The 20,397-nt window shown below is 74.6% G+C and carries 17 protein-coding genes; 12 read left to right on the plus strand and 5 right to left on the minus strand.

Features of this window, described 5'->3' with window-relative positions; all coding sequences use genetic code 11:
- Positions 1-296 precede the first annotated feature (296 nt).
- The 4 genes from ACH4SL_RS12445 (at position 297) to ACH4SL_RS12460 (ending at position 3,847) form a co-directional block, all read left to right on the plus strand.
- Positions 297-1,274: an ABC transporter substrate-binding protein gene (locus tag ACH4SL_RS12445; RefSeq protein WP_398444283.1), complete on the plus strand. Its 978-nt coding sequence runs from the start codon at positions 297-299 to the stop codon at positions 1,272-1,274.
- Between the two features lie 85 nt (positions 1,275-1,359).
- Positions 1,360-2,253 (plus strand): amino acid ABC transporter permease, encoded by an 894-nt coding sequence (locus tag ACH4SL_RS12450; protein WP_398445292.1) that lies wholly within the window; start codon positions 1,360-1,362, stop codon positions 2,251-2,253.
- A 3-nt stretch (positions 2,254-2,256) separates the two neighbouring features.
- Entirely contained in the window at positions 2,257-3,063 is an 807-nt protein-coding gene (locus tag ACH4SL_RS12455; protein ID WP_398444285.1) for an amino acid ABC transporter ATP-binding protein, read from the plus strand.
- Positions 3,064-3,214: 151 nt separating this feature from the next.
- Positions 3,215-3,847, plus strand: coding sequence for a CGNR zinc finger domain-containing protein (locus tag ACH4SL_RS12460; RefSeq protein ID WP_398444287.1), 633 nt, complete (start codon positions 3,215-3,217; stop codon positions 3,845-3,847).
- On the opposite strand, the gene sodX is transcribed toward ACH4SL_RS12460, so the two are convergent.
- Positions 3,751-4,176, minus strand: coding sequence for a nickel-type superoxide dismutase maturation protease (sodX, locus tag ACH4SL_RS12465; protein WP_031522404.1), 426 nt, complete (start codon positions 4,174-4,176; stop codon positions 3,751-3,753). The genes ACH4SL_RS12460 and sodX overlap by 97 nt on opposite strands.
- A gap of 138 nt (positions 4,177-4,314) precedes the next feature.
- Between sodX and sodN the strand changes: the two genes are divergently transcribed.
- Positions 4,315-4,710, plus strand: coding sequence for a superoxide dismutase, Ni (sodN, locus tag ACH4SL_RS12470; protein WP_398444288.1), 396 nt, complete (start codon positions 4,315-4,317; stop codon positions 4,708-4,710).
- Positions 4,711-4,866: 156 nt separating this feature from the next.
- Entirely contained in the window at positions 4,867-7,074 is a 2,208-nt protein-coding gene (locus ACH4SL_RS12475; protein ID WP_398444290.1) for an SdrD B-like domain-containing protein, read from the plus strand.
- 63 nt (positions 7,075-7,137) lie between these two features.
- Here the strand turns inward: ACH4SL_RS12475 and ACH4SL_RS12480 are convergent, their stop codons facing one another.
- Positions 7,138-8,319 (minus strand): Dyp-type peroxidase, encoded by a 1,182-nt coding sequence (locus ACH4SL_RS12480; protein WP_398444292.1) that lies wholly within the window; start codon positions 8,317-8,319, stop codon positions 7,138-7,140.
- 68 nt (positions 8,320-8,387) lie between these two features.
- Between ACH4SL_RS12480 and ACH4SL_RS12485 the strand changes: the two genes are divergently transcribed.
- The 3 genes from ACH4SL_RS12485 to ACH4SL_RS12495 are packed head-to-tail and all read left to right on the plus strand — an operon-like array spanning position 8,388 to position 11,526.
- On the plus strand, positions 8,388-9,779 hold the full coding sequence (locus tag ACH4SL_RS12485; RefSeq protein WP_398444294.1) for a nitrous oxide reductase family maturation protein NosD: 1,392 nt from the start codon (positions 8,388-8,390) through the stop codon (positions 9,777-9,779).
- Complete coding sequence (locus ACH4SL_RS12490) at positions 9,776-10,540, plus strand: hypothetical protein (RefSeq protein ID WP_398444296.1); 765 nt, start codon at positions 9,776-9,778, stop codon at positions 10,538-10,540. Before ACH4SL_RS12485 ends, ACH4SL_RS12490 begins: the two co-directional genes overlap by 4 nt.
- A gap of 20 nt (positions 10,541-10,560) precedes the next feature.
- Complete coding sequence (locus tag ACH4SL_RS12495) at positions 10,561-11,526, plus strand: zinc-binding dehydrogenase (protein ID WP_398444298.1); 966 nt, start codon at positions 10,561-10,563, stop codon at positions 11,524-11,526.
- A gap of 15 nt (positions 11,527-11,541) precedes the next feature.
- On the opposite strand, the gene ACH4SL_RS12500 is transcribed toward ACH4SL_RS12495, so the two are convergent.
- The 3 genes from ACH4SL_RS12500 to ACH4SL_RS12510 form a co-directional block, all read right to left on the minus strand.
- Positions 11,542-12,480, minus strand: a complete 939-nt coding sequence (locus tag ACH4SL_RS12500) for a PadR family transcriptional regulator (RefSeq protein WP_398444300.1) — start codon at positions 12,478-12,480, stop codon at positions 11,542-11,544.
- A gap of 5 nt (positions 12,481-12,485) precedes the next feature.
- A complete protein-coding gene (locus ACH4SL_RS12505) occupies positions 12,486-13,322 on the minus strand; it encodes a DUF4097 family beta strand repeat-containing protein (protein ID WP_398444303.1) in 837 nt (278 codons plus the stop codon).
- 121 nt (positions 13,323-13,443) lie between these two features.
- Complete coding sequence (locus ACH4SL_RS12510) at positions 13,444-13,629, minus strand: DUF6104 family protein (RefSeq protein WP_398444305.1); 186 nt, start codon at positions 13,627-13,629, stop codon at positions 13,444-13,446.
- A 136-nt stretch (positions 13,630-13,765) separates the two neighbouring features.
- On the opposite strand from ACH4SL_RS12510, the gene ACH4SL_RS12515 reads away from it, so the two are divergent.
- From ACH4SL_RS12515 to ACH4SL_RS12525, 3 genes are read left to right on the plus strand one after another with little or no spacing between them, the layout of a single operon-like run.
- Positions 13,766-15,826, plus strand: coding sequence for a trypsin-like peptidase domain-containing protein (locus ACH4SL_RS12515; RefSeq protein ID WP_398444307.1), 2,061 nt, complete (start codon positions 13,766-13,768; stop codon positions 15,824-15,826).
- A 21-nt stretch (positions 15,827-15,847) separates the two neighbouring features.
- A complete protein-coding gene (locus ACH4SL_RS12520) occupies positions 15,848-16,897 on the plus strand; it encodes an AAA family ATPase (RefSeq protein ID WP_398444309.1) in 1,050 nt (349 codons plus the stop codon).
- Positions 16,898-16,904: 7 nt separating this feature from the next.
- Positions 16,905-20,387 (plus strand): SAV_2336 N-terminal domain-related protein, encoded by a 3,483-nt coding sequence (locus ACH4SL_RS12525; protein WP_398444311.1) that lies wholly within the window; start codon positions 16,905-16,907, stop codon positions 20,385-20,387.
- Positions 20,388-20,397 lie beyond the last annotated feature (10 nt).

Below are 20,397 nucleotides of genomic sequence, written 5' to 3' on the forward strand. Positions count from 1 at the left end.
CACGCGCACCGGCCCCGGATGAGGGGTGAGAATCCGTTCTACCGGATGACTGTTACCGCGAGCCGCAACCACCGTGTGGACGTGCGGCCCTGACGGGCACGGCCCCCTCGTGGTCCTGCCGTGGTGTGCCGGCCCGAGAGGAGCCCGGGGATCGCCCGTTATGCGATTTTGACACAACGGGGACCCCGAGCGGCGCAGTCCGGATGGCAAGATGCACAGATCACACACGGTGGCGACACCCGAAGGCGTGTGCCAGCCCCGAGCACCACCACTCACCTCTTCAGGAGGACGCAGCGATGACGGCACGCATGTCCCGGCGTACCACCGCCCTGTCCCGGCTCAGTGCGGTCGCCGCCGTCGCGGTGGCCGGCGCCCTGGTCCTGACCGGGTGCGGCGACCAGACCAAGGACGACTCGCCCGCGGCGGGCAGCAGCCCCTCCACGGCCGCCGCCGGCGCCACGACCAGCGCGACTCCGGACTCGCTGTTCGCCAAGCTGCCGCAGAAGTACCAGTCCTCGAAGGTCATCCAGGTCGGCACGGACGCCTCGTACGCCCCGATGGAGCAGACGAAGGACGGCCAGATCGTCGGCATCGACCCGGATCTCGGGGCGGCGCTCGGCGAGAAGCTCGGGGTGACGTTCAAGTTCACCAACGGCAAGTTCGACGGGCTCATCACGTCGCTCCAGACCGGCCGTTCGGACATCGTGATGTCCGCTATGAGCGACACCAAGGCCCGCCAGCAGGGTCTGGACGACAAGGGCAAGAAGATCGGCACCGGCGTCGACTTCGTCGACTACTACAACTCCGGTTCCTCGCTGCTGGTGCAGAAGGGCAACCCGAAGGGCGTCAAGGCGCTCGCCGACCTGTGCGGCATGACCGTGGCCGTGCAGCGCGGCACGATCTACGAGGACGCCTTCAAGAAGCAGAAGACCGCGTGCGGCGCCAAGGGCCTGACCATCCAGGCCTTCGACACCGACGCCGAGGCGCAGACCCGGGTCAAGGCCGGCGGCGCGGTCGCCGACCTCAACGACACCCCGGTGGCCGCCTACATCGCCCAGACCTCCAGCAACGGCGCCGACTTCGAGGTGGCGGGCGACCCCTTCGACGCCGGGCCCTTCGGTATCGCGGTGAGCAAGGACGACCCCCAGCTGCGGGACGCCCTGAAGGCGGCCATGGACGCGATCGTCGCGGACGGCACGTACAAGAAGATCCTGGACAAGTGGAACGCCTCCACCGGCGCGATCCCGGCCGTCGCGATCAACGGCGGCTCGTGACGTGAGCGGGACGTCCGCCGGCCGCGTCCCCGAGGACGCGGCCGGCCCCTCCACGGAACCCCCGCCCGCCCCCGCGCCCGCCGGGGTGCCGTACGAGGCCATCCGGGCCGTTCCGGTACGCCATTACGGGCGCTGGGTCGCCGCCGTCGTCGTGGTGGCGGTGCTGGGCGCGCTGGCGTACGGCTTCTCGCAGGGCAAGATCATCTGGCACACGGTCGGGATCAAGCTCCTCGACCACACGGTGCTCACCGGCGTCTGGCACACCGTGCTGATCTCGGTGTGCGCGATGGCCATGGGCCTGGTGCTCGGCGTGCTGTTCGCCGTGATGCGGCTGTCGAAGAACCCGGTGACCGGCGCGGTCGCGTGGCTGTACATCTGGTTCTTCCGCGGCACCCCGGTCTACGTGCAGCTGCTCATGTGGTTCAACCTCTCGTTGATCTTCCACACGATCAACCTGATGCCGCTGTACAAGAACGACACCGTCGCCGTCATGACCCCCTTCGTGGCCGCCCTGCTGGGCCTCGGCCTCAACGAGGGCGCGTACATGGCCGAGATCGTCCGGGCCGGCATCCAGTCGGTCGACGAGGGCCAGACGGAGGCCGCGCACGCGCTGGGCATGACCGGGCCGCGCACGATGGCCCGGATCGTGCTCCCGCAGGCCATGCGGGTGATCATCCCGCCGACCGGCAACGAGTTCATCAACATGCTCAAGACGTCGTCGCTGGTGTCGGTCGTGCAGTACGGGGAATTGCTGCGCGCCACGTCCGACATCGGTATCAGCTCCAACGCGATCATGGAGATGTTCTTCGTCGCGTCCGTCTGGTACCTGGTGCTGACCAGCGTCTTCAGTGTCGGCCAGTTCTACCTGGAGCGGCGCTTCGCGCGCGGCTCGCTGCGCTCGCTGCCGCTGACCCCGTGGCAGAAGGTCAGGGCCAACCTGGCCGGCATGGCCACCCTGCGCCGACCGAAGGTGGGCTGACCCATGAGCACCCCCAGCCTCGACAAGTCCGCGCCCCCCGCCTCCGGGGTGGAGCCGATGGTGCGGGCCGAGAGCGTCCACAAGTCCTTCGGCGCCGCGCACATCCTCAAGGGCATCGACCTCCAGGTCGCCCCCGGCGAGGTGTGCTGCCTCATCGGCCCCTCCGGCTCCGGCAAGTCCACCTTCCTGCGCTGCATCAACCACCTGGAGAAGATCAACGCCGGGCGGCTGTACGTGGACGGTGTCCTCGTCGGCTACCGGCAGCGCGGCGACCGGCTCCACGAGCTGCGCGACCGCGAGGTGTCCGCCGGGCGGCGCGGCATCGGCATGGTCTTCCAGCGCTTCAACCTCTTCCCGCACATGACGGCGCTGGAGAACGTCATGGAGGGCCCCGTCCAGGTCAAGCGCGAGTCCCGGGCGGCCGCCCGGGAGCGGGCCGGGGCGCTGCTGGAGCGGGTCGGCCTGGCCGACAAGGCCGCGAACTACCCCGCGCAGCTGTCCGGCGGCCAGCAGCAGCGGGTGGCCATCGCCCGGGCGCTGGCCATGGAGCCCAAGCTCATGCTCTTCGACGAGCCCACCTCGGCGCTCGACCCGGAGCTGGTCGGCGACGTCCTGGACGTGATGCGCGGCCTCGCCGACGAGGGCATGACCATGATCGTCGTGACCCATGAGATGGGCTTCGCGCGCGAGGCCGGCGACTCGCTCGTCTTCATGGACGACGGTGTCGTGGTCGAGTCCGGCCGCCCGCGCGAGGTGCTGGCCGATCCGCAGCACGAGCGGACCAGGGCGTTCCTCTCCAAGGTGCTCTAGCGGCCGTCGGGGGCCGCCTGCTCCGTACGCCTGCGCCGGACGGGTGGCCCCGGGCGTGTCGCCCGGCGTAATAGCCTGGAAGCCCACCGGGCTGTTACGCGGCCCGGCGGCACCGTCGAGGACCGAGGACCGAGGGACCAAGAGGACCACCGTGGATCTGGCCTACTACGCCGACCTGGCCGTGCGCCTGGTCAACACCGAGCAGCCGCTGCGCGGCGAGGACGCGCTCACCTCGGTCGACGCCGTACGCGAGCTGCTCGGCCCCGGCACCCACGCCGCCTCCCGGGCGGTGGAGGCCGACGTGGCGCGGCTGCGTACGGTACGCATCCGGCTGCGCGGTGTGTTCGAGGCCGCCGACGAGGGGGACGAGGTCCGGGCCGTGGACCTGCTCAACGCGCTGATGCTGGAATTCCCGGTCAGCCCGCAGATCTCCGGCCACGACACCCTGGACGACGAGACCGGCCGGCCCGACTGGCACATGCACCTCGCCGACCAGGCCGTCAACGCCACCGCGGGCTACTCGGCGACCGCCTGCATGGGCCTGGCCTTCCAGCTCACGACGCTGGGCGTGGACCGGCTCGGCGTCTGCGAGGCGGCGCCCTGCCGCAACGCCTATGTCGACACGTCGACGAACCGGTCCCGCCGCTACTGCTCGGACCGCTGCGCGACCCGCGCCAACGTCGCCGCCTACCGGGCCCGCAAGCGCCTGGAGAGCGAGCGGTCGGGGCGCAGCGGCCGCACGCACGACGCGGCCCAGGAGGCCACCCCCGCGACCGACCGCTGAAGCTCGCGCGGCGGCCGGAACCGCCCGCGGGCCCGCGCCGTCACCAGGTCGTCCGGCACCACGCCGAACTCCCGGCTGTCGTTCTCCACGAAGGTGTTGTCGCCGCGTACCCACCAGCCGCCCTCGCGCCGCTCCACGGCCCGCTTCACGATCAGCAGGTCCTGCTGCAGCGGATGCCGCATGATCACGACGTCACCCTCGCGTACCAGCTCGGCACCGCTGCTGATCTTCTGCACCAGCAGCCAGTCGCCGTTCAGCAGCGTGGGCGCCATCGACGGACCCGTGACCTCGACCAGCTGCCACGACAGCCTGGCCCCCTGCTCCCGCATTACCGCCTCCCGGCTCGTTCCTCCACCAGCCCCAGGGTGTCACCAGACTTTTGGCCTAAGCCACCTGGGGCACCCGAGAAAACGACTCCTCCAGGGAGTAATGTCCCACCTGAAAGACGATCACGAGGAAGGACAGCCATGTTCACTCGCCTGTTCGCGCCCAAGGTGAAGGTAAGCGCGCACTGCGACCTCCCCTGCGGCGTGTACGACCCGGCCCAGGCCCGCATCGAGGCCGAGTCCGTCAAGGCGGTCCAGGAGAAGTACCAGGGCAACGAGGACGCGGACTTCCGTACCCGCGCCGTCCTCATCAAGGAGCAGCGCGCGGAGCTCGCCAAGCACCACGTCTCGGTGCTCTGGAGCGACTACTTCAAGGCCCCGCACTTCGAGAAGTACCCCCAGCTGCACCAGCTGGTGAACGACACCCTCAAGGCCCTCAGCGCCGCCAAGGCCTCCAACGACCCGGCGACGGGCCAGAAGGCCCTGGACCTGATCGCCGAGATCGACAAGATCTTCTGGGAGACCAAGAAGGCCTGACCCGGGCCGGTTCTCCGGGCCGCCCGGTGTACGCGGCCCACTCGGCGTCGCCTGTTCGGTGCTTTACGAGCCCGAATCGGCGACGCTGAGTAGTTTCTCCCTTACTCTCTGTGGTGGCAATCTGCCGTCCGATTCTGCTTCCACCTCAGGAGAGAAGTGTTCAGGAGCAAGACGTGGCTGGGGGTGCTGGCCGCGCTGTGCGCGGCCGGCGCCCTGATGCCGCCCCAGCAGGCCACCGCCGCGGCGGGTGAGGGCAAGCTGACGGTCAACCTCTTCCGCGACTTCGCCGCCAAGGGCAACCGCGACGACAACATCCAGGTCCCGCTGGGGCCCGGTCTGGTGCGGCTGTGCGAGGAACGCCGCAGCCGTACCTGCCGGGAGTACCCGATCGGCCGCGACGGCACGGTGACCATCGACACCACCGGCTGGAGCCGTTCCAACGGCCAGTACAAGGTGGAACTGCTGGACTGGCCGGACAAGTACGACCCGCAGACCGGGCAGGGCTTCCTGAGCCCGGCGCTCGCGGGCCCGGGGCTGTCCTCGCACCTGGCCTTCGTGGACCTCACCGAGGGCAAGGACGCCACGCTCGACTTCGGCGTCTGGAATCCCGAGGACTACTGCCAGGACAACCCCGACCTGGTGACGCCCTGCCAGCAGGCGGCCACCAAGCCCGGGCAGAAGACCCTGGTGACCTTCCCGTACGACTCGCGCGGCGACACCAAGGGCAACCCGAGCAACCCGCGCCGCCTGACCTCCGTCGCCCAGACCGGCGCGCTGTACGGGCTGGCCTACCGCAAGAAGGACCGGCGGATCTTCTCCGGCGCCTATGCCAAGCGGCACACCGAGTACGGCCCCGGCGGCTCCGGCGCGATCTACGTCACCGACCGCGACACCGGCGCCACCACGCTCTTCACCACGGTGCCGAACGCGGGCACCACCCCGCACAACCAGGGCAACCGCCTCGACGCCCCCTTCGCGGCGGTCGTGGGCCAGGAGTCGCTGGGCGACGTCGAGATCTCCGGCGACGGCTCGCGGCTCTACGTCGTCAACATGAAGGACCGCAAGCTCTACACGTACGACGCCACCCAGCCCACCGCCGCCGCGCCGCTCGGCGCGCCCGTCGACATCCCGGACTCGGCGTGCGCCGACCCGGACGACTGGCGGCCCATGGGCCTGGGCTGGCGCGACGGCGTGCTGTACGCGGGCGGGGTGTGCTCGGCGCAGTCCAGCCAGAACGTGTCCGACCTCAAGGCCGTGGTGTGGCAGTTCAACCCGGCGACGGGCACCTTCCTGGGCGCCCCGCTGGTGGACCAGCCGCTGAACTTCCCCCGTGACCCGGCCACCGTCCCCGTCCCCGGCAACTGGAACCCGTGGACGAGGGACGACCTCACGCAGTTCCCGATCGCCCCGGGGACGGGTGCCTGGGCCTACCCGCAGCCGATGCTCAGCGACATCGAGGTCGAGCGGGACGGCTCGCTCGTCCTCGGCTTCCGCGACCGCACCGGCGACCAGCACGGGCTGGAGATCTACAGCCCCAACCCCAACGCCCGCCCGGACAAGCTGGAGACCAACGCCACCGGCGGCGACATCGTCAAGGTCTGCCGCAGCACCGACGGCGACTACGTGTGGGAGGGCGGCCCCGGCTGCCCCCGCAGCGGCAACGAGTTCTACACCGGCGACTACTACTACACCGGGCAATACCACCAGGAGACCGCGCAGGGCGCCCTCGCGCTGCCGCTCGGCAACGGCCGTATCGCCAGCACCATGCTCGACCCGGCCCGCGAGCTGTTCGCCGGCGGCGTCGGCTGGTTCGACCGGGAGACCGGCAGCCGCGGCAACGACCCCTCGCAGCAGGGCTTCGGCGTCGTCTACGCCGACGACGGCGGCTTCGGCAAGGCCAACGGCCTGGGCGACCTGGAGCTGCTGTGCGACGAACCGCCGGTGCAGATCGGCAACCGGGTCTGGTACGACGACGGCGGCGGCACCCAGGGCAGCCAGGAGACGCACGGCATCCCCGGGGTCACCGTGACCCTGCGCGACAGCAGCGGCCGGGTCGTCGCCACCAAGCGCACCGACGCCAAGGGCGAGTACTACTTCGACCAGCGCGACGGGCTGCGCCCGGAGACCGCGTACACGCTCACCTTCGACAAGTCGACCGCCGACGTGTCGGCCATCCCCGACGGCCCGCTCGACCCGGGCGAGCTGTGGTGGACCCGCGAGGGGCGGCCCGGCGACGACGTCAACTCCGACGCCGTGCCGACCGACGACAACGAGGAGTCGAACACGGCTGTCGCGACCGTGACGACCGGCCCGCCCGGTACGGTCGACCACTCGATCGACGCGGGGCTGTGGATGGGCACCTGATCCACCGGAACCCACCGCGGGGAGGGTCCGGGCGCCGGGCCCTCCCCGCGGGCGCGTGCGGGCTCAGCCGAACAGCGAGGACCCCAGCGGGCGGGCCGCCGAGAAGCCGGGCAGGACGAGGAAGCTCCCCGAGGCCGTCGCGGTGGCGAAGGCCATCAGCGCGTCCCCGTCGTCCAGCCGCGCCTGCGTCCGCGTGAAGGTGCGCAGCTCGCGCTGGAAGGACACGAACAGCAGGCCCTGGTCCGCGGGGGAGTTGGCGTAGCTGTAGCCGCGCCGCAGCATCAGCCCGCTGCCCGTCTCGGCCGGGTGCGCCCGCCGTACGTGCGCCATCGCCGGGACGAGGTACGCGCCCGACGCCGACTTCGCCCCCAGGTCCACCGCCGCGTCCGGGCCGCCGCCGGACAGCGGCGCCCCGGACGCCCGCCGCCGCCCGACCGCCCGCTCCTGCGCCGGGACGCCCAGCGCCAGGAAGCCGGGCACGTCCAGCCGCATCCGGCGGACCACCGCGACCGTCCCGTCCCTGACCGGTCCGGGCGCCGGCAGCCACACCTCGCGCGCCAGCTCCTGCGGGGTGCGCGGCACGGAGACGCCGTCGAGGAAGCCCAGCAGGTTGCGCACCGCTCCCGGCGCGGCCGCGGGCGGCCGGAAGCCGTACTGCGACCACCGCGGGCGTACCGAGCGGGCCGTGAGCAGGGCGCGCAGCGACAGGCCCGCGAGCGCGACCGCCTGCGGGTCGGTCGCGCAGATCTGGAGCATCAGGTCGCCCCCGCGGTCCGATTCCGCGACGGCCTCCCGGGCGAACACGGGCAGCGCCTCGGCGCCCGGGAGGCGCTCGCCTGCCATCCGTACCAGCCGCGGGCCGGCCCCGGCCGTCACCGTCAGATCGCCCGGCGGCAGCCCCGCGAGGAGCGGGTCGGCGCCCGCGAGCAGCCCGCCGATCCGTCCGCCCAGCTCCGCCAGCACCGACCGTGCGGCCGCCCGGCCGCCGGGCAGGTCATACACCGCCATCTCCAGGTGCGGTTGCGGCTGCGCGGGCCGGTCGACCCCGGCCTGCCGGGCGCCCTGCGCGGCGACCGCGCCCGCGCCCCCGGCGCCGGGGCCAGGGGCGGCCGCCGGGGCGGGGCCGGACGTGCACCCGGAGAGCAGGGCGGGGGCCAACACGGCGGCGCCGCCCAGCAGATGGCGCCGCCGCAGGGCGGGTCGCGGATCCGGCGCTCCCGCCATGTCAGCACTCTCGGTAGTCACCCGGACACTCTAAGGTGCTCTCCGAGGGGGCCGGCACCCGGGCCGCCCCGCCCGAGGGAGAACCAGCCGTGCCCCCAGCCTTCCCGTTCCGCCGCCGCGGCCGCCGCCGCCCGCCCGCCCGCCTGGCCTCCCTGGCCCTCGCCGCCGCGCTGATCGCGCTGGGCGGCGGCTGCGGGCCCGCGGGCCCGGACGCCAAGGACGCGGGCGGCGCGGACGTCGTCCGCGTCCCCGCCCAGGCGCCCACCATCCAGGCCGCGGTGGACCGCGCCCGGCCCGGCGGACTCGTCCTGGTGTCCCCCGGCGTCTACCACGAGACGGTGCGGATCCGCACCGAACGGGTGGTCCTGCGCGGCACCGACCGCAACCGGGTCGTCATCGACGGCCAGGGCCGCCGCAACAACGGCGTCGTCGTCACCGCGCGCGGCGTCTCCGTCGAGAACCTCACCGTACGCAACCACCTGCTCAACGGCGTGCTGGTGACCGGGATGACGGACGGCGCCGACGGCATCGCCCGCGGCAGCGACGGCTACACCCGCCTCGACCCGGCCCGTTTCCCGCCGCTGACCGGCTTCCGGGTCCGCTACGTCACCGCGCACGCCAACGGCCTCTACGGCATCTACGCCTTCAACGCCCGCGACGGCGTCCTGGAGGACAACCACGCCTCCGGCAGCGCCGACTCCGGTCTCTACGTCGGCCAGTGCAAGCCCTGCCGCATCCTCGTGCGCGGCAACGTCGCCGAGTACAACGCCGTGGGCTACGAGGGCACCAACGCGAGCGGCGACATGTGGGTGCTCGGCAACCGCTTCACCCGCAACCGGGTCGGGATGACCGTCGACTCCGAGTACCTGGAGGCCTACGTGCCGCAGAGCGGGGCGACGGTCGCGGGCAACCTGGTCGCCGACAACACCGAGGCGGCCACGCCCGAGCAGGCGGACGGCGGCTTCGGGATCGGCATCGGGATCGCGGGCGGCACGGACAACGACATCCGCCGCAACCTGGTCACCGGCAACTCCCGCGCCGGCATCGTGCTCGCCTCCACCGAGGACCTCCCCCCGCTGCGCAACCGCGTCACCGCCAACACCGCCACCGGCAACGGCGTCGACATCGCCTACCAGGCCTCCCAGCGGGCCCCCGGCCAGGGCAACTGCCTCCAGGGCAACACCGCGCACCGCACCCTGCCCGCCGCCCTGGCCGCGACCGCCCCCTGCCCGCGGGGCAACGCCCGCTCCGCCGGGGCCGTCCCGCGCCTCACCCCCGCCCCCGCCGGCATCCCCTTCCTGGACGTCGCCCCGCCGCCCGCCCAGCCCCAGATGCCGCACGCCGCGACCGCCCCCGCGGCGCCCGCCACCGGCCTGCCCGGGGCCGTCCACCCGGAGAGCGTGCCGCTGCCCGGCCCCGGACTGCTGGCGGCGGGCAGCCGTACCGGCGCCGCCGGGGCCCCGCGGGAGGCCGGCCGATGAGCCGCAGCCACCGCGCCCGTACGGCCCTCGCGGCGGTGCTCGGCGCCGCCCTGCTCCCGCTCGCCGCCTGTACGCACTCCGGCGGCCGCCCGCAGCCGGCGCCGCTGACCGGGCAGCAGGCGGAGGCGCTCGCGCTCACCCGCTTCACCAACTACCGGGCCGGCACCGCGCACGTCACCGCGACCGTCCCGCTGCCCGGCAGCCGGGTCGTCCTCGACGCCCGCCTGGACTGGCGCGCCCACACCGGATACGGCCTGCTCCGTGACGCGACCCCCGGCGCGGCCCGGCACTGGCAGCACCTGCTGCGCTGGGACCGCACCACCGTCGCCGCGCACTTCGACTGGCCGGGCAAGGCCCCGGCGAAGCCGCCCGCGGACGGCTGGAGCCCCGAACGCCCCCTGGACCCGCACACCTCGACCGTCGACACCGCCCTCGCCCTCCTCCTCGGCCTGGCCGCCGACCGCCCCGACAACGCCCAGCTCCTCGTCCGCAGCGGAGCGGCCAGGATCGGCGCCGCGACGGTGGGCGGACGGCCCGTCACCGAATACGCCGGCCCCTCGGCCCCCGGCGCCCCGTCGTCCACCGGTCCGGGCACCCCCTCCGCCGCCGCGGGCGGCCGCACCCGCTACTGGATCGACTCGGCCGGCCTGCTGCGCCGCTTCGCCGCCCGGCTGCCCGGGTCCCCGGGCTGGACGACCGCCGACCTCACCGCCCCCTACCCGGCGGCGGATCCGGCCGGGGCGGCTGCCGCCACCGGGTGAACGTGCGTTAGCGTGCGGGCATGTTTGCTGTGTATGCCGCGCGCATCGACAAGGAGCAGCCGCTCTCCGGGCTGGAGTCGGGCGAGAGGCCCGAGCCGGAGCAGCGGCAGGGGTGGACGACCGTACGGGTCAGGGCCGCGTCGCTCAACCACCACGACCTGTGGTCGCTGCGGGGGGTGGGGCTGGGCGAGGAGAGCCTGCCGATGATCCTCGGCTGCGACGCCGCCGGGATCGACGAGGACGGCAACGAGGTCGTCGTGCACTCCGTCATCGGGCAGACCGGGCACGGCGTCGGACCCCGCGAGCGGCGCTCGCTGCTGACGGAGAAATACCAGGGCACCTTCGCCGAGCTGGTGAGCGTGCCGGCGTGGAACGTGCTGCCCAAGCCCGCCGACCTGAGCTTCGAGGAGGCGGCGTGCCTGCCCACCGCGTGGCTGACGGCCTACCGGATGCTCTTCACCAACGCCGGGGTGCGCCCCGGGGACGCGGTGCTCGTGCAGGGAGCGGGGGGCGGGGTGGCGACGGCCGCGATCGTGCTCGCGCGTGCCGCAGGCTTGAGAGTCTACGCAACGAGCCGTGACGCGGGGAAGAGGCAGCGGGCCCTGGAGCTCGGGGCGCACGCCGTCGTGGAGCCCGGTACGCGGCTGCCGGAGCGGGTGGACGCCGTCATCGAGACAGTGGGCGCCGCCACCTGGTCGCACTCCGTCACGTCGCTGCGCCCCGGCGGCACGCTGGTCATCTCCGGCGCCACCAGCGGGCCCAACCCGCCCGCCGCGGAGCTGAACCGCATCTTCTTCCTGGAGCTGAAGGTCGTCGGCTCGACCATGGGCTCCAAGGACGAGCTGGCCGACCTGCTCAGCTTCTGCGCGCTCACCGGCGTACGCCCCGTCGTCGACAGCGTGCTGCCGATGGACCGGGCGCGCGAGGGCTTCGAGCGGCTGGCGAGCGGCGACGTCTTCGGGAAGATCGTGCTCACCAACCGCTGACGCCCGCCCGGCCGTTCAGGGCTGCTTCCCGCCCCCGTGCAGCGTCGCCGCGATACGGGCCGCCGCCGCCTTCAGGTGGCGGCGGACCTCGCGCAGCTGCGGGTCCGTCACCCCGTGGTCGCGGGCGGTGTCGCGCACGTCGTCGCGGAAGCGGTCGAGCAGCCGCTCCAGGTCGCGCACCGGGTTGTCGGACGGGGGAGCGTCGTCGGCGTCGTCCGTACCGGCGCCGGTGCCCGCGTCCGTACCCGTATCCGTACCCGCGCCCGTACCGGCGCCCGGGATGCCGAACCTGCCCAGCTCGCGGCTCAGTTCGGCCAGGCCCTCGCGCAGGCCGGACTGCCAGTCGCCGGTGCGGGTGTGCTCCTGGACCTGGCTCTGCACCTGGTGCGCGATGCGCTGGAATTCGTCGCGGGCGCTGTCCATCGCGTCCCGCGCGGCCTTCGCCTGGCTGCGCGCCGCGCGCGCCTCCTCCCTGGCCCGGCGGCTCTCCTCGCGCGCCTGCTTGGCCTGCTCCTTCCACTCCCTGGTCGCCTCGCGGTACGGATATCCCGTGTCCGCCGGCTTGGTCCTGGCCTGCTGGGCGGCGGCCCGCACCTCGCGGCGCAGATCGCCCGCCGCGCCGCGGACGTCCTCGCGGATCTCGGCGGCCAGCGTGGAGACCGACGCGCGGATCTCCGCCTCCAGGCCGGCGATCTCGTCGGCCCGCGCGGCCAGTTCGGCCCGGCCCTCGTCGGTGAGGGCGTAGACCTTGCGGCCGCCCTCGGTGGAGTGCGTGACCAGGCCCTCCTTCTCCAGCTTGGCCAGCCGCGGGTAGACCGTGCCGGCCGAGGGGGCGTACAGGCCGTGGAAGCGCTCCTCCAGCAGCCGGATGACCTCGTAGCCGTGCCGCGGCGACTCGTCGAGGAGCTTGAGCAGGTACAGCCGCAGCCGGCCGTGGGCGAAGACAGGCGCCATGGTGATCAGTGGTCCTTCCGGAACGAGGGCGCGTCCTCCAGGGGCGGCCTGCGCAGCAGGGCGATGGCCCCCGAGACGGTGGTGGCGCGCAGCCGGGTGCCGCCGTCGCCGACCCGGCCGGTGATGCGCTTGGTCCCCCACATGCCGCTGACCTCCAGCTCGTCGAAGGCGCAGGAGACCTTGCCGCTCGTGGTGTTCGCCTCGACGTCGGCGTCGCCGGGCCCGGGGATGCGGATGGCGATCTCGCCGGAGACCGTCGTGAGGTGGACGTCCGCGCCGGCCGCGGGGTCGAGGTCCAGCACCATGGAGCCGCTGACCGAGTCCGCGTGGACGCCGGGGCCGCTGCCCTCGACGACGGTGAGGTCGCCGCTGACGGTGTTGACCCGCAGGTCGCCGGACAGCGACTGCGCCTCGACGTTGCCCGCCACGGTGTGCGCCTTCACCGGGCCGGTGAGGCCGACCAGGGTGGTGTCGCCGTTGACGCCCTGCACCACGGTGGAGCCGCTGATGCCGGAGATCACCGCCCCCGCGGTCACCACGCCCACCTCCACCGAGGTCTGCTGCGGCACCGCGAGCGAGATCACCGCGCGCCGCCGCCAGCCGTGCCGGTCGCGCCACTTGAGGAAGCCCTTCCAGTTCAGGTCCTCGTACGCGACGGTCAGGGTGCGGCCCTTCTGCGTCACGATCAGCGGCGGTCCCACCAGCTCGGTGATCTCCATCCGGGCGGGGCCCTCGCCGGTGCCCACGACGTTGACGGCGCCGCCGACGATGCGGACGCAAAGCGTGTCGAGGGCGCCCTCGAACTCGAACGTGCCGGGTTCGCTGACGGTGCGGTCGGTCATCGTGTGCCTCCTGGCTGGGGGCAGGACGCGGTATATCGCGTCTGCTCTGAGTAACACGATATATCGCGTCCCGCGCCTGTCAAGGAGCCGGCCCCCGCAGGCCGGGGCCGGAACCGCCGGCTCAGGCGTCCGCGTCGTCCTCCTCGTCATGGCGCGCGAGCCAGGTCGCGAGCCGCTCGACCGGAACCTCGAACTCCGGGTTGAGGTCGACGAACTCGCGGAGGCGGTCGGCCAGCCATTCCAGCGTGACCTCCTCCTCTCCGCGCCGGTCGGCGAGTTCCTCGATGCCGCGGTCGGTGAAGTACAAGATCTGCTCCAGAACAGGGGTGGGACGGTCACAGGACGGGGAAGAACTGCGGAGAACGGGGACGGACAGGACGTACAACCGCAAGGATAGGAGCAGCCCCGGAGGGGGACGCGAGCGACGGCGTGAGGGGGACGGGGTGACACCGCACAGCGCCGATTCCGACCCGTCCGACGCCGCAGACCCGGCCGATCACCTCGTCCCGCTCGCCCGCAGGGCCACCGTCCGCATCCACGGGGCCGCGGCCGGGCACCCGCTCTACGGCAGCGGCTTCTTCGTGGCGCCCCAGTGGGTGCTGACCTGCGCCCATGTGGTGAGCCGGGCACCGGGGGAGCCCGCGGGAGCGGGCGGCGCGCCCGAGGAGGCGGTGGCCGGGGAGCCCGTCGAAGCCGCGGAGGCCAAGGTCACGGTCGGCTGGGGCGACCGGATGCTCGACGGCGTCGTGGAGTGGGCCGAGCCCGCCGTGTGGGAGGGCCGCGGCTCCTGGCCGGCGCCCGACCTGGCGCTGGTGCGGCTGCTGGACCCGGTCGACCACCCGTGCGTGTACCTCAGCGAGCGCACCCCGCGCACCTACCCCGCCGGCCTCGTCGCGTACCTCGGCTACACCGAGCTGACCGGCGACGTGGAGGCGGTCGACGGCCGCTGCACGGTCCGCGGCCAGCTCGGCAGCATGCTGCGGCTCGGCGACGACGAGATCCCGCACGGCGTCTCCGGCGGCCCGATCCTGGACCTGGTGCGCGGCGAGGTCATCGGCGTCGTCAAGGCGCAGCGCACCGCGCACCAGGACGGCGGGCTCGCCGTCCCCGTCCAGCAGTTACGGCGGCTGCCCGGCGCCGAGCGGGGCCCTGCCGCGGACCGGAGCCGGCCGGAGCCGTCCGCCGACCTCTACCAGCGGGTGACGTCCGCGCACGACCTCTACCACGCCGACCGGCACAACTCCGTCAACCGCGGCGCCGACACCTGGACGGACGTCCACCGCGAGATCGACGCGTGCGCCGGCCGGGCCCTCACCCCGGGGCTGCGCACCAAGCTGCTCGGCCTGCTCGCCCAGCTCCCGCCGCCCACCGACGCCGAGACCCTGCGCAAGATCGTCGAGGACTCCCGCGGCACCTCCTTCGAGGTCGACCTCGCCCCCCGCTCCTGGCGGGACGGCCTCGGCCTGCTCTACGAACTGCGCCGCGGCACCACCGAGATGAAGGCCGTGCTGCGCTACGCGGTGCTCGCCGCGACCGCCGACCGGCTCGGCGAGCTCGACGACCCCGCCGAGCCCGCGGTGTGGGAGTGGGCCGAGGGCCACGCCGGGGAGGCCGCCCTGGACCGGGTCTTCCGCTACGCGCTCGGCGAGGAGCGGCGGGCGCGGGCGGGCTCCCGCGGCAGCACGGGCGTCGACCTCACACCCGAGCAGTGGAGCGGGCCCGAGGCGATCCTCCAGCTCTTCCCGGACGGCTGGGCGCCGGGCCGCTTCGACTGGCGGGTCACCGTGATGCACCCGGAGGGCCGGGTGCAGGTCGTCGAGGAGGGCTTCCGCACCGAGCTGGCCGCGCTGCCCGGCACCCTGCGCCAGCCGCTGCGCGAGGCCTTCCGCCGCTGCGACTCCGCCCGCGTCCTGGCCCCGCTGCAGCTCGCGGTGCCCGGCGACTTCATCGCGCTCGCCGCCGCCGACTGGCCGTTCGGCCCCGGCGGCGGCACGCTGACCCCCGACCGGCCGGTCGTGATCCGGCGCACCGACACGCCCGCCGAGGACGCCGGGCAGGCCGCCCGCCGGGCCGCCCGCTGGAGCGCGCTCACCACCCAGCGGCCCCGCCCCGACGTGCTGGACTGCGACGAGGGTGTCCCGGGCGAGCTGCCCGACGAGGACGCGCTGCGGGCCCGGCCGAACGACACGCTGCCGGTCCTGTGCCGCAGCGCGGACACCGCGCACGACGCCCTCAACCGGGTCTTCCTCAGCGGCTACGGCGTCGCGCTGTGGCGCCACGAGCCGGTGGGCGAGGACATGCTGTGCGCGGACTTCCACCGCGGGGTGGCCCACACGGTACGGGTCGCGCGCACCGCGGGCCGGCTGCCGGCCGCGCTCGCCGACCTGCGGGCCAAGGTGGCGCGCAAGGTGCCGGAGAGCTACTGGGCGACCGGGCTGACGATGCTGTGCACGGATCCCACCCGCCCCCTGCCGGGGGCGGACGACCTATTGGAGGCACCGTGACGACGGAGGCGAGGTACCGGGGTGAGTGAGACGGCCGACACCGCAGGTGTGGCGGAGGCGGCGCCGGGGGGCCAGGCCGGCGACTGGCTCATCTACCGCGGCACCGGCGAACCCCACACCCGCATCGACGCGCTGCCCGACCCCCCGCCCTGGCGGGACTTCGACGGCGGCCCGCTCGTCGCGCCCGGCCCCGGCCCGGACAGCTCGTCGGCACGCCGCCTCGGCGCCTTCCGGCACATGGCCGAGATGCACCGCCCCAGCCCCGAGGAGCTGGAGATGGTCAACGCGGCGCTGTACCTGCGCCGCCCGCTGCTGGTGACCGGCAGCCCCGGCTCGGGCAAGAGCACCCTCGCGCACGCCGTCGCGCACGAGCTGGGCCTCGGCCGGGTACTGCACTGGCCGATCGTCAGCCGCAGCGCCCTCCAGGACGGCCTCTACCGCTACGACGCCATCGCCCGCCTCCAGGACACCCAGATCGCCGCCAACTCCGGGACGGCCCCGCCCGGCGGTATCGGCAGCTACATCCGGCTCGGCCCGCTCGGCACCGCGCTGCTGCCGACCAGGAAGCCGCGCGTCCTGCTCATAGACGAGCTGGACAAGAGCGACATCGACCTGCCGAACGACCTGCTCAACGTCATGGAGGAGGGCGAGTACGGCATCCCGGAACTGGAGCGGCTCGCCGAGCGCGAACCGCACGTCGACGTCATGACCGACGACGGCGCCAAGGTCACCGTGAGCGAGGGCAGGGTCCGCTGCCACGCCTTCCCGTTCGTGATCCTCACCAGCAACGGGGAGCGGGACTTCCCGGCGCCGCTGCTGCGCCGCTGCATCCACCTGGAGCTGGACCGCCCCGACCACCACCGGCTGTCCACCGTGGTGCGCGCCCACCTCGGCGACGAGGCGGCCGAACTCGGCGAGGAGCTGGTCACCCGCTTCCTGGAGCGCTCCCGCAGCGAGCTGCTGGCCACCGACCAGCTGCTCAACGCGATCTACCTCACCCACCATGCCGCGCCCCCCACCCGCTCCCGGCTCGCGGACATGCTCATCCAGCGGCTCGACCGGCCCAGGTGAGGCTCCCGTGGACGCCGAGCACAAGACCCCCGCGCCGCCCGGCCCCGCCGACCCCGGCCGGGACGGCCCGCCCGACCCGCTCGCCGAGCTGGTCGGCCGGCTGAGCGGCGCCGGTCTGGCCCCGGGCGAGGACGAGCTGGCCGACGCCCTGTGGCTGGCCCGCTGGTCGCAGCCCACCGCGCGCGAACCCGTCCCGCAGCCCGGACCCGCCGGGCGGCCGCCGGCCGGCGGCCGCAGCGCCGGCACCCCCGGCGACCTGCCGCAGGTGCCCGCCGACGGCAGCGACGGCGCAGGAAGCCGGCTCGCGCCCCCGGAGGACGAGCCGCCCGCCGTCCTGCAGCTCTACCCGGGCGGCGGCGACACCGGCCGCGCCAAGGCCGGCCCGGCGGGCGTCGCCGTCGCCGTGCCCGAGGCGCCCGCGCTGCCCCGGCTGCTCGAACTCCAGGCCGCACTGCGCCCGTTGCAGCGCTACCACACCCCGGCCCGCCCGCTGCGCAGCGTGCTCGACGAATCCGCGACCGCCGAGCGCACCGCCCGGGCCGGCGGCCTGCTGCTGCCCGTCTTCCGCCCGGTGCGGCGCGGCAACGCGACCATGCAACTGCTGATGGACGCGTCCTCGTCGATGTACGTGTGGGAGCGGATGCTGCGCGACCTCGGCGGCGTCTTCGAACGTCTCGGCGCCTTCCACGAGGTGCAGGTCCGCTATCTGCACGCCGGGCCCGAGGGCAGCCCCGCCGTCAGCCGGCACTTCGACCCCGAGCCCGCGGAACGGCGCTCCGCCGAGCAGCTCGGCGACCCCACGGGACGCCGGATCACCCTGCTGGTCAGCGACTGCGTGGGCCCGCTGTGGCGCTCCGGCCAGGCGCACCGGCTGCTGCACCGGCTCGCCGCGTACGGGCCCGTCGCCGTGCTCCAGCCGCTGCCGACCCGGCTGTGGGCCCGCACCCGGCTGCCGGTGTCCTACGGGGTGCTGCACCGCGCCGAAGGGCCGCTGCCCGCGGCCGCGCTGCGCTTCTCGGCCGGCGCCGGGGGCTTCACCACCCCGCCCGCGGGCGACGCGCTGCCCGTGCCCGTACTGCCGCCCACCGCCCAGGCGCTCGGCGCGTGGGCGCGGCTGCTGGCCGGGACGGGCGCCGGGGAGGTGCCCGCCGCGGTCGGCTGGGTGCGCTCCGACCAGCCCGCGAGCCCCGGCCGCCCGCGCCGCGCCGTGCCCGCGCCCGGCCCGCTCGTCGAGACCTTCCGCTCCTCCGCCTCGCCCGCCGCCTCGCACCTGGCCGTCTACCTCTCGGCGGCGCCGCTCTTCCTGCCCGTCATGCAGATCGTCCAGCGCACCATGCTGCCGCTGTCCGGCCCCGCCGAACTGGCCGAGGTACTGCTCAGCGGGCTGGTGGCGCGTACCGACGGCGACGACCACCGGTGGTACGAGTTCACGCCCGGCGTACGCGACGAGCTGCTGCTGCCGCTCGGCAGGGACGAGGCCGCCCTGGTGCTCAAGCACTGCTCGGCGTACGTCGAGCAGCGCTTCGGCCGCGGCGGTCCCAACTTCCTCGCGATGGCCGTCGACCAGCTCACGGACGGGCCCGCCGACCCGGTCGCCGACGCCACCGTGGCCGCCGCCGCGCGCGCGGCCGCGCTCGCCGAGGGCGGCACCGCCGGAGCCGACGGCTCCCAGCCCTTCGCCGAGGTGGCCGCGCGGGTGCTGGAGCGCTTCGTCGCGCCGGACGGCACGGACGCCCCGGACGGCACCGGCGGCGGCGCTCCCGCCGGCGGGCCCGCGGCCGCGGGCCGTACCGGCGGCGTCGCGGCCGCGCTGGCCGAGGCCAGGAAGCTGGTCGCGGCCTTCCTGGCCCAGGACCGGGTGCAGAAGCTGATCGACGCGGTGGGGCTGCTGCGCACCGCGACCCGGCAGGAGCGCCGGCACGCCACCGACCCCGAGCTGTGGAGCGAGTTCGCCGAGCAGCTCATCCGGCTGTGGCGGCTGCGCCGCAGCCCCGCGCTGCTGCGCGAGGCGCAGGAGGCCTCCGAGGTCGCCGCCGCGCACCCCGGCTCCGTCCGCGCCCGCGAGATACGCGCCTGGGTGCTGCGCGCGTCCGCCGACGACCGCACCGCGGTCGGCGACGTCCGCGGCGCGCTGGAGCACCTGCGCCGCGCCGACCGCGAGCTGACCGCCGTGTGCGCCGCGCCGGGCCTGGACGCGGGCGGGGTGCTGCGCGCCACCCTGGAGCGGGTCCAGGTGCTGGAGAGCCAGTGGGAGCTGAGCGGCGACACCGCGCTGCTGGAGGAGACCGTCGGCATGCTGGAGGCGTTCGCCGACGCCTGGCCGCCCGCCGAGGCCCGCCCCAGCGAACTGACCATGGCCCACGGCCGCGCGCTGCTGCGGCTGGCCGGCGCCGCGCCGGACCGGGAGCACGAGCAGGTGTGCGCGCAGCAGGCCGCACGGTCCTTCGCGGCGGCGCTGGCGGAGCTGGAGCAGGCGGGCGCGGGCGGCTCCGGCGGTACGCAGGGTGCGGGCGCCGCTGCCTCGGCCGGTCCGGCCGGTGGCTCCGGTGGTACGCAGGGTGCGGGCGCCGCTGCCTCGGCCGGCTCGGCCGGTGGCTCCGGTGGTACGCAGGGTGCGGGCCCGGCGCCCGAGCAGGTCATCCGCGTGCTGCTCGCGCTCGTCGACGCGCTGCTCGCGGCCGGCGGCCGGCTGCCCGAGGCGCAGCGGCACGTCGACCGGGCGCTCGGGCTGACCCGCGACCGGCTGCAACGCGCCGCGATCCACGCCCGGGCGGGCCGGATCCGCGCCGCCCGCTACGCCGAGGGCGGCCCGCCCGGCGAACTGGAGGCCGCCGCGGGCCGCTTCGCCGAGGCCTGCCGGCTCACCCCGCGCGACCGGCCCGAATACAGCGGCCTGGTCGCCGAGTGGGGCGCCGTCCTGCTGGACCGCTCCGGGCTCCCCGGCGGCGAGACCTTCGTCAACACCGCCGTGCAGGTGCTGCGCGAATGCCGCACCGAGACCCCGGAGAGCGATCCGCGGCTGCCGTGGCGGCTGCTGATGCTCGGCCGGGCGCTCGTGCTCCGCTACACCGCGGAGGGCGACCTCGTCGACCTGCGGGAGGCGGAGTGGGTGCTCGGCCGCGCCGCGCAACCCGCCGTCGAGCCCGCCCAGATCGCCGGTATCGCCTTCGAGTTGGGGCAGGTGCACCGGCTGGCCCACGGGTACACCGGGCGGGCCGAACGCCTCGACCTCGCCGACGACGCCTACCGGCGCGCCGCCGAGGCCGCGGCGTCCGCGGCGTCCGCCGCCGCCGATCCGCTGCCCATGGTGCGGCTGTCCGCGCAGGCGCATCATTGGCGTGGAGCGGTCAACGAGGCCGCGCACCGCAGGCGGGCCGCGACGGACGCCTACCGCTCCGCGGCGGCCTGGTGGCGCAGGCTGCCCGACGAGGGCGGCGCGGCCGGCCGGCGGTCCGCGGAACGGCTCGCGGCCCTGAGCAACGACGTCTGACACCGACTCG

It is taken from the genome of Streptomyces sp. NPDC021020, assembly GCF_044333285.1.
Taxonomy (GTDB): Bacteria; Actinomycetota; Actinomycetes; order Streptomycetales; family Streptomycetaceae; genus Actinacidiphila.

Excerpts from the sequence above, each read along its gene's own strand:
- sodX (WP_031522404.1), bottom strand. The coding sequence starts at position 4,176 with ATGCGGGAGCAGGGGGCCAGGCTGTCGTGGCAGCTGGTCGAGGTCACG.
- sodN (WP_398444288.1), top strand. The coding sequence starts at position 4,315 with ATGTTCACTCGCCTGTTCGCGCCCAAGGTGAAGGTAAGCGCGCACTGC.
- ACH4SL_RS12455 (WP_398444285.1), top strand. The coding sequence starts at position 2,257 with ATGAGCACCCCCAGCCTCGACAAGTCCGCGCCCCCCGCCTCCGGGGTG.
- ACH4SL_RS12500 (WP_398444300.1), bottom strand. The coding sequence starts at position 12,480 with ATGGCGCCTGTCTTCGCCCACGGCCGGCTGCGGCTGTACCTGCTCAAG.
- ACH4SL_RS12505 (WP_398444303.1), bottom strand. The coding sequence starts at position 13,322 with ATGACCGACCGCACCGTCAGCGAACCCGGCACGTTCGAGTTCGAGGGC.
- ACH4SL_RS12490 (WP_398444296.1), top strand. The coding sequence starts at position 9,776 with ATGAGCCGCAGCCACCGCGCCCGTACGGCCCTCGCGGCGGTGCTCGGC.
- ACH4SL_RS12445 (WP_398444283.1), top strand. The coding sequence starts at position 297 with ATGACGGCACGCATGTCCCGGCGTACCACCGCCCTGTCCCGGCTCAGT.
- ACH4SL_RS12495 (WP_398444298.1), top strand. The coding sequence starts at position 10,561 with ATGTTTGCTGTGTATGCCGCGCGCATCGACAAGGAGCAGCCGCTCTCC.